12 protein-coding genes are annotated in these 14,508 nt (G+C 56.1%); 4 read left to right on the plus strand and 8 right to left on the minus strand.

The window, feature by feature from the left end:
* Nucleotides 1-10: 10 nt before the first annotated feature.
* Genes C2I18_RS21730 through C2I18_RS21745 form a run of 4 tightly spaced genes read right to left on the minus strand, consistent with a single transcriptional unit; the run spans nucleotide 11 to nucleotide 5,052 of the window.
* The gene (locus tag C2I18_RS21730; protein ID WP_249897814.1) at nucleotides 11-1,123 is read right to left on the minus strand and encodes a YheC/YheD family endospore coat-associated protein; all 1,113 of its coding nucleotides are present in this window, start codon (nucleotides 1,121-1,123) and stop codon (nucleotides 11-13) included.
* The gene (locus C2I18_RS21735; RefSeq protein ID WP_249897815.1) at nucleotides 1,120-2,493 is read right to left on the minus strand and encodes a YheC/YheD family endospore coat-associated protein; all 1,374 of its coding nucleotides are present in this window, start codon (nucleotides 2,491-2,493) and stop codon (nucleotides 1,120-1,122) included. The genes C2I18_RS21730 and C2I18_RS21735 overlap by 4 nt, the downstream gene beginning before the upstream one ends.
* A 13-nt stretch (nucleotides 2,494-2,506) precedes the next feature.
* Complete coding sequence (locus C2I18_RS21740) at nucleotides 2,507-3,673, minus strand: YheC/YheD family endospore coat-associated protein (protein ID WP_249897816.1); 1,167 nt, start codon at nucleotides 3,671-3,673, stop codon at nucleotides 2,507-2,509.
* Nucleotides 3,674-3,687: 14 nt separating this feature from the next.
* Nucleotides 3,688-5,052 (minus strand): YheC/YheD family endospore coat-associated protein, encoded by a 1,365-nt coding sequence (locus C2I18_RS21745; protein ID WP_249897817.1) that lies wholly within the window; start codon nucleotides 5,050-5,052, stop codon nucleotides 3,688-3,690.
* Nucleotides 5,053-5,610: 558 nt separating this feature from the next.
* On the opposite strand from C2I18_RS21745, the gene C2I18_RS21750 reads away from it, so the two are divergent.
* The gene (locus C2I18_RS21750) at nucleotides 5,611-5,952 is read left to right on the plus strand and encodes a YlbF/YmcA family competence regulator (protein ID WP_249897818.1); all 342 of its coding nucleotides are present in this window, start codon (nucleotides 5,611-5,613) and stop codon (nucleotides 5,950-5,952) included.
* 624 nt (nucleotides 5,953-6,576) lie between these two features.
* Here C2I18_RS21750 and C2I18_RS21755 read toward each other — a convergent pair.
* On the minus strand, nucleotides 6,577-7,152 hold the full coding sequence (locus tag C2I18_RS21755) for an LURP-one-related family protein (RefSeq protein WP_249897819.1): 576 nt from the start codon (nucleotides 7,150-7,152) through the stop codon (nucleotides 6,577-6,579).
* Between the two features lie 184 nt (nucleotides 7,153-7,336).
* Between C2I18_RS21755 and C2I18_RS21760 the strand changes: the two genes are divergently transcribed.
* Nucleotides 7,337-7,621: a hypothetical protein gene (locus C2I18_RS21760; protein ID WP_249897820.1), complete on the plus strand. Its 285-nt coding sequence runs from the start codon at nucleotides 7,337-7,339 to the stop codon at nucleotides 7,619-7,621.
* Between the two features lie 279 nt (nucleotides 7,622-7,900).
* A complete protein-coding gene (locus tag C2I18_RS21765; RefSeq protein ID WP_249897821.1) occupies nucleotides 7,901-9,235 on the plus strand; it encodes a DRTGG domain-containing protein in 1,335 nt (444 codons plus the stop codon).
* 138 nt (nucleotides 9,236-9,373) lie between these two features.
* On the opposite strand, the gene C2I18_RS21770 is transcribed toward C2I18_RS21765, so the two are convergent.
* The 3 genes from C2I18_RS21770 to C2I18_RS21780 all read right to left on the minus strand — a co-directional run bounded on the left by C2I18_RS21770 (nucleotide 9,374) and on the right by C2I18_RS21780 (nucleotide 10,613).
* Nucleotides 9,374-9,682: a YtpI family protein gene (locus C2I18_RS21770; protein WP_249897822.1), complete on the minus strand. Its 309-nt coding sequence runs from the start codon at nucleotides 9,680-9,682 to the stop codon at nucleotides 9,374-9,376.
* 90 nt (nucleotides 9,683-9,772) lie between these two features.
* On the minus strand, nucleotides 9,773-10,282 hold the full coding sequence (locus tag C2I18_RS21775; protein ID WP_249897823.1) for a sporulation membrane protein YtrI: 510 nt from the start codon (nucleotides 10,280-10,282) through the stop codon (nucleotides 9,773-9,775).
* Between the two features lie 7 nt (nucleotides 10,283-10,289).
* Nucleotides 10,290-10,613: a YtrH family sporulation protein gene (locus C2I18_RS21780; protein WP_249897824.1), complete on the minus strand. Its 324-nt coding sequence runs from the start codon at nucleotides 10,611-10,613 to the stop codon at nucleotides 10,290-10,292.
* A 143-nt stretch (nucleotides 10,614-10,756) separates the two neighbouring features.
* On the opposite strand from C2I18_RS21780, the gene C2I18_RS21785 reads away from it, so the two are divergent.
* On the plus strand, nucleotides 10,757-14,488 hold the full coding sequence (locus C2I18_RS21785; RefSeq protein WP_249897825.1) for a DNA polymerase III subunit alpha: 3,732 nt from the start codon (nucleotides 10,757-10,759) through the stop codon (nucleotides 14,486-14,488).
* Nucleotides 14,489-14,508: the final 20 nt, after the last annotated feature.

Raw genomic sequence — 14,508 nt, forward strand, 5'->3', positions numbered from 1 at the left:
TTTACGGGTTCTACTTGTTCTGGCGGGCCAGGTGCTGGCAGTACTGAAAAATCCGTTCCAGCGACAGCTTGCGGATCGCCGGCTCATCGAATTTCATCGGCCGGGAGTTGGCCTCGAAGAACCAGAGGCCGCCTTCCTCATCCACGCCGAGGTCCATGGACATTTCACCGATCATATTGTCGGAAGCCCGTTCAATCTGCCGGGCAATAAGCAGCGCTGTGGTGGGGACATTCTTCAGAATGGCAGCAGCTCTTTCTGTACCGAAGGTTCCTTCCAGCATGCTCGCCGGCTCCTCAATGGAGCCGCCGCGCGGCACGTGGGTAGTGATGCTGCGGGCGCCTGCCAGCCTTGCCCCGACTCCGGTCACTGACCATGCGCCTCTGCCGTTCTTTTGCAGAAGTACTCTGAGATCAAAAGGTCTGCCGCGGTGCGTAGCCAGTACGATGGCCTGCTGGATAATGTAGCGGGTTTTGCCCTTTTCCCTGAGAATCCGTGCCCACAAGCGGTCCATGGAGGCCGCTTTGTAGGTCACGTTCTTCTTACCGGTCTGGATCTGCAGCCGGAAGGGCAGGGTGGAATCCGCACGGTATCTCAGCCGCATGATTCCTTTGCCTGCTTTGCCGTTCTCCGGCTTGAGGTAGAGGCTGTCATGCTGCTGCAGCATCGCCGCAATCGTCTGGGGGCTGCGCAGGCGTCTTGTTTTGGGCACATGCTTTGAGGTGGAGCGGGACTCCTTCAGCCATTCGAACAGATTCCATTTATTGAAGAAAAAAGGATTGTACAGCTGAATATGCTCATGCTCCAGGCACTCGGCAATTTTTCGGGCAACAGGTGCTTTTTCCTCTTCCTCACGGTTCGAGATCCGGTTATAAATCACCTGGGGCAGGGGGAAGGGGCTGCTGTACCACAGCTTGCCGGTTGCAGATGGGACGTACCCGTTAACTGTCCGTTCATCCAGTTTAAGATCACGGGTGGTCACAACATACACCAGGTAACCCTGCTCCCGGCCGGTACGGATGATATCGCGGAAGTTGCTGCGGTTGCCGCGAAACTGCCGGATCCGGTCACTGGTCGTCAATATTGCAATTACGGGCTTGCTCTGGTCCGGAATTCGGGAGTTCACAGGTCATCCCTCCTGCGGAATTTGCTGAGATACAGGCAATGCTCCAGGATATGCTCGACGGAAGCTTTGCCCTCAGCACGCAGGGAGGGATGGCGGAAGATGGAGCGTCCCGGCTTGGCGTTAGCCTCAAACATCCAGATGTCCTCATCCTGGTCAATTCCTAGATCAAAGCCGATTTCACCAAGCAGATGCCGGTGCTGAATTTCAAGCGATTCAGCGAGTTTGACGGCGGTTGCTTTGGCACGCTGGAGGACTTCATCGGATCTTGCCCCGAATACGCGGCCCAGCGCCTGCTGAGGTGTAAGCAGAGCCCCGCCGTTCTTCAGGTGGGTGGTGACACTTCCGCGTCCGGCTTTTTTGGCTCCGATACCGACAACGACCCACTGGTTACTGCCGTTCTTATGCATATGGAAGCGGAAATCAATCGGGCAGTTGTCAATTTCGATCAGCCGGATACCCTGCTGGACGACATAGTTATGCAGGCTCTGGCCGTGGCGTCCGCGCAGCATGCGCATCAGGCTGTCGAAGCTGGTAAAACGCAGCAGCACATTTTTGCCGTTCCGGCGGTAGCGCGCGAAGTAGCCTTTTTTGGGAAGATAAGTGAGCCTGTAGATTCCGTGACCCAGACTGCCTGCAGAAGGCTTATAGTAGACAAAATGATGACGGTCGAGCATATCCCGCATTTTGTCGGGAGTCGGATTGCTGTGCGTTTCAGGGACATGGCGGTTCGCTGCACCGTCATTTTCCAGCAGCCGGTAAATATCGGATTTATTGAAAAAGCTCCAGTTAAAATACGGAATTCTTTTACGCATGAACCTTTCGCGGAGCTGATTGATGTAAGGCGAGGTTTCAGCCCTGCGGCTCGGCAGGCGGTTATAGACTACATCGGGAAGAGGGACCATTTTGCGCTCGAATTTGCCGGCCGCATTCAGGAAGTACCCGTTCACCTGCTCCATCTGCCAGTTGATATCACGGGGCATGAAGGCAAAGATGTAGCATTTGTTGCTCCCTTCGCGCAGCAGCTGCTTGATGAACCCGGTGCGGGAGCCAAAGGGCTGATTAAGAGATCCCGACCCGTCGGAGAGCACCCCGACCAGCGGTCCGAGCTGTACTTCGTCATTTTGCAGGTTCCGTAAATAGACCCCGCCTGATTTCGGGATTTTGATGGCGCTCTTTACTCCTTTGGCCAGGAAAAGATGCTTGCCGGCACGCTTGATCGGCTTGATCATTGCCGGAGTGGCATCCTTTCCCAGCCGCAGGCGGATGTTTTTCTTGCCGGACAGTTTCAGGCTTTTCATCAGTTCACCCGAGACATAGACGACTCTTTGGGGCTGCTTGGTGAAATGCACATTGCAAAAAGTGAGACCCATTGATGAATCCTCCTTAGGAACCATTAATATCATTCTCCCGCCGGTAACGGAACTGTCTGCGCTGCTGCTTGCGGATGGCCGCGGAGTGAAGCAGCAGATGCCGTGCATACCGCAGCGGGTTCTCGGCGGCGAGCTTAGCAGCCCTGCGGTCACCCGTCAGCCGGAACACCGTGCGTCCTGGCTTGGAATTGGCTTCAAGCAGATAAATTCTGCCGCCGGCGTCAATGCCGAAATCAAGGCCAAGCTCCCCTAGTCTGCCGCAGGCTTCCTCCAGCAGGGGAGGCAGGAGAGCCGCGGCTTCCTCAAGCTCTTCGATCAGGTCGTTTGCGGTATTGCCGTATTCTGCAAGCAGGAAGGGCAGGGCAGGAACCGCAGTACCTCCGCCATGGAGGTTCGAGGTAAGTGATCCGCGGTGACCCATCCGGACGGCCATGCCGGTCAGGCTCCAGGCACCCCGGCCATTCTTCTGCACAAGCACACGCACATCGAACGGCTGCCCCCCGTTCCCGGTGAGCTGCAGGTAAGGCTGTATAATATAGCGGCGCTGGCCGATAAATTCATGGATCCAGTCCAGACCGTCCGCCACCCTGCTGAACGCATGCCTGAAAGGTTTGTTTTCCCCGTCCCGGCCTCTGAGGCTTAAGCCGCCGCCCTGCTTGCCGTTCAGACGTACCGCATGAAGTGTCCGCTTGCCGTGGGAGCCGGTATGAGGCTTCAGAAAGATGCCGTACTCTCTTTCGGCCAGCATGGTGCCGAGGTCTCCGGTGCCGGTATACAGCCGGGTTTCCGGCAGCCATCTTGCGGCCTTAAGGCTGCGCCGCAATATTTCATATACCTGCCATTTCCCCGGAAGTCCGCGGGACCAGGGAAGTGTGCGGTACAGCGCGTTAAGGGCAGCGGCTGCTTTTCTCCGGTCTCCGGGAGTCGCATACAGGCAGCGGTTATACAGGATGTCGGGGGCAGCGGCCTGTTTGTATTCCCACTGGCCGTTAATCCAGATGTATCCGCGTACGGATTGGCCATCTGCCGCGACACCTTCCGGGTTAAAAACCAGCACCTCCAGATCATACTGCGGGGCTGCGCGGCATAATTGACTGCAGAACTCCGGTTCTGCAATGGGAGGATTGCTGAGGCGCCGGCTGGTCATGATCCCAAAAAGCCCCATAGCTGTGTCTGTCATGATGCCCTCCTTTGTTAAAACCCGGCCAGGTAACGGCAGTATAAAATCATCTGTTTGACAGACGGCCTGATCTTCTGGTCGTTCAGCGGTGTATTGTCATTTTTGGATGGCTTGGAGTTAACCTCCAGCAGCCAGACTCTTCCTGACTGGTCAAGGGCAAGGTCGATCCCAAGCTCCCCGAAATGCGCGGGAATGTGGGTTTCTACACCCCTGGCTATCGCCAGGGCTGCCCTCGGCAGCTGCAGCTGTGTGCTCTCCTTCACTCCGGACGGCAGGCTGCTTTTGCTGATTGCCTCGCGCAAGGTGCTGAGCGTTCCGCCACGTGCCAGATTGGAGACGAAATGGTTGCTTCCTGCAGTCCGTGCGACAATGGAGGTCACTCCCCATTTGCCGGTGCCGTTCTTCTGCACAAGTGCCCGGAAATCAACCGGCCGCCGGCCCAGCTCCATCAGCGGGAGTCCCTGCTGAATCTGGTAGCGGGTGGTTTTCATCTTGGGGGCAACGGACTGGAACAGCTTTGCCAGACTGGGATAGACTTGTTTGCGTGTGCCAAGCGGCGTGGTAGACAGCAGCTGGTACCCGCCTTCTGCTTTGGAAATGCGGAGAATACCTTTACCCAGGCTGCCGCGTACGGGTTTCAGGAACACGCTGTGATAGCTGCTGCACATTTTTTTCAATATGGCAAAGCCGTTAAAGGCATGCGATTCAGGCAAATACCGCTGCAGGGCGGGATCATGTGCCAGCGCTTCGAATACCTCAGTTTTGTCTAGGAACTTTTCATTGAAGAAATGAGTTCCATAGCGGGATTTTACATCCGCCAAGAAATGCTGTACGCTAGGTTTGTTCTCCACCTTTCGCGTCGTAAGGCGATTGTTGATCACATCGGCAACAGGAAGACTCAGCTTCCGCCAGCCCTCGTCGTATACCCAGCCCTGGACGGAAGTGCTGCGTGCTTCCAGACCTTCCGGGGTAAAGAAATATACATACGCGCCCTGAGCGTGGCAGGCATTGGTAAGCTCCCGGCAGAACATCGTGATCTGACCGAAGACTCTTTCGGGATTGGCCGGATGATCCCGGCTTACCAGAACGCCGATCAGGGGTCCAAGCCGCAAGATCCGGCTGCCGGAGCTGTAGGAAGCACCCAGCGTGAGCCGCTGTCTGAGACCCATTCTCCGTGCCAGTCCTTCGCTAAGGCGCAAACTGTCGGATTTGGGGACCGGAATGACAGCGACATCCTGCCGGAAAGAGCCGAAGGTAAGCTGGATGGTTCCGTGTGCCGGTATTTTGAGCTTTTTCATGATTTTGTCGCCAAGCATTACAGCGTTTTCCTGCAGGATGCCCGAGTGGACCGTATGGACCGGGATCTTGAACTTAGACATCTTGGATCTCCTTCCGGTGGGCAGCATGATGCCGGCAATTAGATTGCTGGGGGTTACATATCATTCATCATATGGAGACATCTGACCCTTGGTGATTGACCTATCCGCTAAAATGCCGTGCCGGGCATATTTATTCAGGCCCGCAGAGACAGCAAAATCAGCAGCTATGACAAGCGAAGGCGCACGGCATGAACGGGAGTTGTAACGTGTGAAAATTAGGCGGATGCACAGATTTAAAGCGGATGCTTTTGGAGAGAGCTTGTCCGGAGATCAGGGAAGTATTAACTCAAGGGGCCGTTTCTGAGGTGAGTTTGTACGAAGCTGATCGGAGAAGTGAAGCTTACAAAACTTAAGCGTATGCTTCCGAAGCGAGTTTTGTACGAAGCCGGTCGAAGAAGCAAAGCTTACAAAACTTAAGCGTATGCTTCCGGGGCGAGTTTTGTACGAAGCCGGTCGAAGAAGCAAAGCTTACAAAACTTAAGCGTATGCTTCCGGGGCGAGTTTTGTACGAAGCCCGTCGAAGAAGCAAAGCTCACAAAACTTTTAGGAGGAATAATAATGAACGTTATCGACAAAGCGCATGAACTGGCGAAGGCCATTAAAGAGAGCAGCGAGTTTTCGGATATCACCAGTGCTATGAAGGTGATTGAGGCTGATCCGGAGAGCAAGCGTATGCTCGACAACTTCCGCCAGACACAAATTGAACTGCAGCAGCGGATGATGAGCGGAGAGATGCCTCCACAGGAAGAAATGGAAAAGATGGAGAAGCTGTTCGAGGTGCTGAACCTGAACCTGGCGATCCGCCGTCTGTTCGATGCGGAGCGCCGTCTCAGCGTCGTTATCGAAGATGTGAACAAAATCATCACCGACAGCCTTGCCCAAATGTACGGCGGCCAATAATTCACTCTGCCCTATGGGCAGACAAGCAGGAGGGTGTTCCTCAGTCATTAGGCTTGCGGAACACCCTCTATTTGGTATAAAGAGACTACTTGTACATAAACCTTGGCACACACCAGTTATTGATTTATTGATGCATAAGCCCTCTGCCAACCGGCATTCTGCGGACTTGAACACATTAAACTGCAAACCCAGCACACCCGCCTACTGATGCACAACTTTCCCGCCAAGCGGTTTTCTGCGGACTTGAACACATTGATTACTGAACTTCCTGGTGACTGGGCTTGCTAACGGTCCGTAGGTCCGTTATTTTGCACTAAAAGTGTGTTTTGGAATTCTAACGGACCGTAGGTTCGTTATTTCCCCGGAAAAGGCATGATTTGTCCAACATCCGGCAGAATAAAGGAACGTCGGTCCGTTAGCGCGGAGAAGAGGCGGATTTTCGGCAAATAACGGATCTGGTGTCCGTTAGCAGGCAGGAGGCGGGGCGTGTCCAGCAGTACCTGTGTCTGCCAACGCTCACCCCGCAAGCATCCGCGCCGCAACGCCCCGACTACCTCCCCGCCCCAGTGCGTCAGCCATCAAGTCTTACACCTGCTTGGCCGTCCCGGCGTGTCCAGCAATCCCCTACTCCTGCTTGCCCTCCACAGCACACAGCAGAATTCCCGCAGCGAGCCCCAGACGGCGGTCGAGCAGGCCCCGGCGGTCCTCCGAAAAGTCAGTGATAATTTTGGTGACAAACGGGTTAAAATTCTGGCTGAACACAGGAATGGTGACATTCCCGGTTTCCACATTGTATTTTTGCGGGATGATGGAGATGAACCGGCGCAGCAGCGCCATAGCTGCATTGTCCTCCTTGATGAACCCCGTTTCACGGTCATGGCTGTCCAGAATGATCCATTCATCCTTGAGGATGGACTTGAGGCCTTTGCGCCGTAGCGCACCCAAATGTTCACCCGACTCCGAATCATACACGTCATAAGTCGCGCTGAAATCAATTACTCTGCGGGCCGTAATACGCAAAAGCTCCTTGTCCTTGCTCTCATCCGTAAACAGCGTGATATCCTCCTTCATCCTGAACGGCTTCAGCTCCGAATACATGACAAGCTCTTCCGAGCTGTTGTAGATATGCAGTTTTGCACCGAGAATGGAGAGCACCTTTTTGCGGATGACATAACTTGTATAGTTGAATGCTGTGTTCATTGTAAAATTCCTCCTCAAAATAACTTCTAACATCATCTCACAACAGACCGGAGCATGCTATACCAAAGCCCGCAGACCTTCCGAAGTTTTTTGCAGACTTGTCTCATATTCAGGCCGCCACGTTCATAGAGTAGAAATATAGATTCAAATGAAGAACCTTTTAAGAGAGAAGGAGCTGTCTTTTATGAAAAAGAGAAACAAGTTCAAGCACAGCCTGTATTTGCTGGTTGCGCTGGCCATGCTGCTCTATGCGCTGCCGAATCTGTCCTTCCAGAACAGTTCCGGCTGGGTGCTGGGATTTGGCGTAGTCTGGTGCCTGTTTGCTTTTATGGTCATTGCCGCCCATCTGCATTTTATCATCGGTGTGGATGAGGAGAAGCAGAAACGTCTGGAGGCTGTCCGCAAGCATAAGCTGGAGACGTGGCAGGGCAAATGGAATGAAGAGGCGAGAGTGCCTGAACGATTCTAGAATCCTGGTCTTGGATTTAACCGGACGGGCTGACTATAGCTGTGCCGACCTCCATGCATCCGCAGGTTTTGCGGAACACGGGGGTTTTTGGCATGCCTGCGGAGCAGCTTTTGAAGCTTGGATTATTCTGCAAAATACAGAGGCTCCATACCGCCCTGCGCAAGCTTTAATGATTCACATGATGTCTGAAAATGGGCTGTCAGGCCTGCTGTACTCCGCTGTTCCCAAAGTGTATAATGAGTACAGAGTAGTACAGATCGGGGTATGGGGGTGTAACAGTTGGAAGGTCAAGGCGATAACATAACAAAACATGAACAACTGCTGCAGCACATTGAAAGCCTTAAGGTGGGCACCAAAATCTCTGTCCGCAAGCTGGCCAAGGAAATGGGGGTCAGTGAAGGTACGGCGTACCGGGCGGTAAAAGAAGCGGAGAACCTGGGGATAGTCATTACAAAAGAGCGGATCGGCACCGTCCGGGTGGAGAAAAAACCGCGCAATATTTCCGACCAGCTGACCTTTGGCGACGTTGTCGACATTGTCGAAGGCCATGTGCTGGGCGGGGCGGACGGGCTGGGCAAGCATCTTCATAAATATGTCATCGGTGCGATGAAGGTCGACGCCATGATCCGTTATATCGACGCGGACAGCCTGCTGATCGTCGGTAACCGGGACGATGTGCACTCGCTTGCACTGGAGCAGGGAGCAGGGGTACTGGTGACAGGGGGCTTCGGTACCAGCCGTGAAGTCAAGGCATTGGCCGATGAGCTGGATCTGCCGGTCATTTCCTCCAGACATGACACGTTCACAGTGGCGTCTATGATTAACCGGGCAATCTTTGACCGGCTCATCAAGAAGAAAATCATGCTCGTTGAAGATATCCTCGAGAGCAAGCCGCGCCTGCATACACTGAAGATTTCCAGCACCGTAGGCGACCTGCGGCAGCTGTCCCAGCTTAGCGGGGAGCAGCGTTTTCCGGTTACGGATGAATGGAACCGGGTTATCGGGATCGTCGGACGCCGGGATGTGGAGGAGCTGAGTGAAGAGCACAGCATCGAGAAGGCGATGATCCGCAGTCCGGTTACGGCAGTACTGCAGACCTCGCTTGCTTCGGCGGCGCAGATCATGATGTGGGAAGGGATTGATTTTCTGCCGATCGTTGACCGCAACCGCAAGCTGGTGGGCTCGCTGACCCGGCGTGAAGTGCTGCAGAGCCTGCGTGATGTCAGCAACCAGCCGAAGCTCGGAGAGACCTTCGATCACTTGATCTGGAACGGTTTTGCAGAGGAGCGGGATGAGGAGGGCAAGCTGTTCTTTCACGGCTTTATCACCCCGCAGATGGCCACTGATCTCGGTACGATCTCCGAAGGCGTGCTGTCTACGCTGATGACATTGTCAGCTTTTAAGGCAGCCAAGGACATCACCGGGAACGATTATGTGCTCGACAATATGTCCACATATTTCATCCGTCCGGTACAGATCGAGCATTCGATCATTGTGATGCCGAAGCTGCTGGAGATCAGCCGCCGGACCTGCAAGCTGGAGATTGAGATCAGCCATAATGAGACGATGGTTGCCAAAGCCGTGCTCATGCTGCAGTCGATCGACCACGGGTAACAGCGCCTCTGTGCTGACATTCAGTCCGGAGCGGGCGAGCATACATTTTAATAAAAATTGAAATAGACTATCCCGCCCAAGAAGCGAAGGTAGTCTATTTTTTGCCGTAAGCATAAATTCCCTGCCGTGCTGCGCACCTCAGGCCTTGGTTCCGTTCCGGCTCCGGGTGTAATACCCGTGGCTGCGCAGGCCGGAAAAGATATTAAAAGCGCCGATAACGATAAAAACCGCCTCTACGATAACATTGACCGTGGACCCGCGGAACAGAAACATGGCCATCAGAGACAGCACGACCAGCATCGCGCCCAGCAGTACGTTCATGATTGCACGCCTGCGGCCTTTTTCCAGGGGATCCTGTGCCCTGCGGGAAGACATGCTGTATACAGCCGCGCCAATCATAAAAACAACCAGCAGAACAAACAGCAGATACTTGATGAGCATAATCATGGACAGGCAGCTCCTTTGCCAATGAATAGAAAAGCTGTATTGTCCACTATTGTAGCATGAATGCGCTCTATTTCATCTCAATTCTTACGCTTAATCACGGCCTGCCGGTGCCGGGCGGATTTCCACCCATATCTGCAGGACCCCCTCCATAACGAGCATGGTGCGGATCGTGACGGCGTAATCTTTTTCGCGTACAATATATATCTTTCCGTCCAGGAGCAGCCGGGCCAGCTTGCCGTCGGTGTCAATGTCGAACATGCTGCGTCCGCGCATCGGCTCCAGGTCTGCGCTCATTTTGCTGATGATCTCTTTGATGGTGGCAGGGTCGAGGGCCGATGTGCCGGCTTTACCCTTGGTATCCTCTGCGCGCAGCTTGATCTCCCGGATCACGGTGGAGGTGTTGTTGTACTTTTTGAGCGTCTCGATATCCTTGCGGTACTGCTCAATCTGCACGCGCAGATCCTGGTTGGTCAGCCAGAGCACGTTATACCCGGCATGAAAAATAGCATTGTACAGCACGCTCCCGACAACCATTCCGAGGACGAAAACGGCGCTGATCTGCGAAAAACGGCGGTAGCGCTGAAACGGCGGCAACCTCATGGCTGATTCACCCCTTGCCGCATACCCATTTGACAAGTTCGCTGCCCATGTGGGCGCCCAGGAAGGCGAACACGAGATACAGGATCTGCTTGATCGCCGGGGAAAGATTGCCGCCCAGCATATTGCTTTCGATGACCCGCATCGGGTCGATGGTGCCGCCTACGGCTGCTGCGAGCGCCCAGATTTTGATCCGGTCCGACACGTCGAGCATCGTCTGTGTAGGAGGCTGCAGCGACACCACAGCACCGATCCCCCCAAGCATCGCACCGCCCAGCACAATACCGAACGCGATAAAAAAATCCAGGACGGCTTTGCTCAAAAATTCACTCATGTGAGGCCCCTTTCCGGATCAGGCGTTAGGCCGGTTCAGCCTGTCCTTGTGCTCTTTCTCCATTCTATGGGCGGTGACCCTGTGAATATGATAAAATAGTTTCATCTTATGTTTTGATTTTGGAACCGAAGGGAAGTGGGGATATGAGCCCTTTCGTGCATTTGCATGTGCACAGCGAATACAGTTTACTGGACGGGGCGGCGCGCATTACGGACCTCGTGCGCCGGGCCGGCGAATACGGCATGACATCGCTGGCGCTGACGGATCATGGAGTGATGTACGGGGCCATCCCCTTTTATAAAGCATGCAAGGCTGCAGGCATCAAGCCGATTATCGGCTGTGAAGCTTATTTGACCGCAGGGTCGCGCCGGGAGCGCGGCAGCCGCAAGGATCAGCCGATCTACCATCTGATTCTGCTTGCCAAGAACATGACAGGCTACCGGAATCTGATGAAGCTGGTCTCGATCGGCCATCTGGAAGGCCAGCATTACAAGCCGCGCATCGATATGGAATCGCTTGCCGCGCATGCAGAGGGCCTTGTTTGCCTCAGTGCCTGTCTCGGCGGCGAGGTGCCGCAGCATCTGCTGCACGGCCGCGAAGATGAGGCCCGCAAGGCGGCGGTGCGGTACAAGGAGATTTTTGGCGGGGACTTCTATCTGGAGCTGCAGGACCATGGAATTCCCGAGCAGAAACGGGTGAATCCGCAGCTGATTGCCCTGGCCGCAGAATGTGATATTCCGCTGGTAGTGACCAACGATGTGCATTACATGGCCAAAGAGGATGCCGAAGTTCAGGATGTGCTGATCTGTATCGGCACAGGCAAGACGGTGGATGATGAGCAGCGGCTGAAGATCGGGACAGACCAGCTCTTCCTCAAAAGCGGCGATCAGATGGCGGCGCTCTTTCCGCATGTGCCGCAGGCGGTTACTAACACGCTTGCGATCGCAGACAAATGCAATCTGGAGCTTACGTTCGGCGAGCATATCCTGCCTGAATATTTTCCGCTGCCTGAAGGCATGGGGGCCGCGGCTTATTTGCGCCAGCTGTGTCTGGACGGGCTTGCGGACCGGTATGCGGACACGCCGAGATGGTCCTCTCCCGGGCAGAAGAAAGAGGCCGAGTCGAGACTTGATTATGAGCTCGGCGTCATCGAGAGCATGGGCTTCAGCGATTATTTCCTGATTGTCTGGGATTTCATTGCCTACTGCCACCGGCACGGCATTGCTACCGGTCCCGGACGGGGATCGTCCGCCGGAAGCCTGACTGCCTACTGCCTGCGGATTACCGATGTGGATCCGTTGAAATACAACTTGCTGTTTGAGCGTTTTCTGAATCCCGAGCGGGTGACCATGCCCGATATCGATATTGACTTCAGCGACGAGCGGCGTGATGAAGTCATTGCCTATGTAGTGGATAAATACGGCCGGGAGCATGTTGCGCAGATTATAACCTTCGGTACTATGGCCGCCAGAGCGGCGGTGCGAGATGTCGGCCGGGCTCTGAATCTGCCCTATAACGAGGTGGACAGGGCTGCGAAGCTGATCCCGGGACAGCTGGGGATCAGCATTGCCCGGGCGCTGGAAGGCAGCCCGGATCTCAAGCAGCTGTACGACACTAATCCGAAGACCCGGAGTCTGCTGGAGATGGCGAAGAAGGTGGAAGGTATGCCGCGGCATGCCTCGACGCATGCGGCCGGAGTGGTGATCTCCAAAGGCCCCCTGACCGATGCCGTGCCGCTTCAGGCCGGCAATGAGAGCACGGCCTTGACCCAGTATTCCATGGAACATCTGGAAAGTGTCGGGCTGCTGAAGATGGATTTTCTCGGTCTGCGGACCTTGTCGATTATTGAACGCTGCATGAACTGGATCAGGGAAATGGACGGAGAGGCCCCGGACTTCCGCACTGTACCGGATGATGATCCGCTCACCTATGAGATGCTGGGAGCAGGAGAGACCACGGGCGTATTCCAGCTGGAATCCGCGGGCATCCGGCGTGTGCTGAAGGATCTGAAGCCTTCCGGCTTTGAGGATATCGTCTCCGTGCTGGCGCTGTACCGCCCCGGTCCGATGGAGTTCATACCGAAATATATCAGCGGCAAGCACGGCCAGATCGAGGTGGAGTATCCGCATGAGGATCTGACGCCGATACTGGCCGATACCTACGGCATTATTGTCTATCAGGAGCAGATCATGCAGATCGCTTCCCTGATGGCCGGCTTCTCGCTTGGAGAAGCCGACCTGCTGCGCCGCGCGGTTTCCAAGAAGAAACGCGAGACGCTCGACAAAGAGCGCAGCCACTTTGTGCAGGGCAGCCTGCAGCAGGGCTACCAGGAGGCTGACGCGAATGCCGTCTATGATATGATTGTGCGGTTTGCCGATTACGGCTTCCCGCGCGCCCATGCCGCAGCTTACGGCGTGCTGGCTTTCCAGACGGCGTACCTGAAGGCGCATTATCCTGTGCAGTTCATGGCGGCCATGCTGACGGCTGTCATGGGGACCCACCGCAAGGTGGCGGAGTATGTACTGGAATGCCGCCGCCAAGGAATCGGCGTCCTGCCGCCGGATGTCAATGAGAGCGGCGTGCTGTTCACCCCGGTGCCCGGGGAAGGCAGCGGCCACATCCGCTTCGGGCTGGCGGCAGTCAAGAATGTCGGGACGCTGGCGGTCGAGAACATTATGGCTGTCCGCAAGGAGCGCCCGTTCGACAGCCTGCTCGATTTCTGCCGCCGTGTCGATTTGCGCGTCTGCAACAAGCGTGTGATTGAATCGCTGCTGCAGGCCGGCGCCTTTGACCGTCTGCCGGGCCACCGGGCCCAGCTGCTGGCTATGCTGGACGAGACGGTGGATGCCGCCCTGAAATGGCGCAAGGAACGGGATGAGCTGCAGATCCAGCTGTTCGACGATCTCATTGAGACGCCGAACTGGGATATCCGCTATCCGGACATCCCGAAATTCTCCGTTACCCAGCAGCTGGAGCTGGAGCGGGAGCTGCTGGGCCTGTATCTCTCCGGCCATCCGCTGGATGATTACGCGGAGCTGCTGGAGGAGCCGGGCATGCAGCGGCTGATGGATCTCGGCGAAGCCGAGGATGAGAGCATGACCGTAACGGCCGGGATGGTCGTGTCGGTCAAGGAGATTACCACGAAGGCCGGCAAGCCGATGGCCTTCATCCAGTGGGAAGACCAGATCGAGCGCTGCGAGGTCGTGTTCTTCCCCGAGGTGTGGAAGCGGAGCCGCAGCCTGATCGGCAAGGGCGCGCTGCTGGCCCTGCGCGCCAAGGTGCAGCAGGAGGATGAGGGCTTCAAGCTGCTGGCCGAGGAAACGGCCGCACTTGAAGCCGGAACGCTCCGCGGCCTGCTGCAGCGCCGCAGCGCGGCGGCGGCCCGGCTGGCAGCGGGCCGCACGCAGGGAGCAGGAGCACCCGCAGGTGCTCCTGCAGCAAGGCCCGGCAGCGCAGCCGCCGGGCGCAGTAACGCAGGCGGCACAGCCGCGCCTGCGGGGGCTTCAGCGGCTGTGCCGGGGCCAGCCGCATCGCAGGCGGCGCAGCCGTCCGCAGCCGCGCGTCCGGCTGCGCAGGGCCGCCCCGGCCAGCGGCCTGCCGCCGCGGCCGGAGGTTCCGCCGGCGCGCAGCCCGGCCCGGCGGAGAGCAGCCAGCGCGTCTTTATCAAGATCACGCAGGCTGCGGAGAACCCGGCGCTGCTGTCACGCCTCCAGGCGCTGCTGCAGAGACATCCGGGGCCTGCAGCCACGCTGCTCTTCTATGAGCGGGACCAGAAGCTGCTTGCACTCAGCGACAGCTACCGGATCTCCCCGTCGGAGGAGCTGACGGCAGCGGTTGAAGACATGCTGGGAGCAGGTACAGTAAGAATAAAATAAGAACATTTCCGCCCTTTTCC

Source organism: Paenibacillus sp. PK3_47, assembly GCF_023520895.1.
Lineage (GTDB): Bacteria > Bacillota > Bacilli > Paenibacillales > Paenibacillaceae > Paenibacillus_AQ.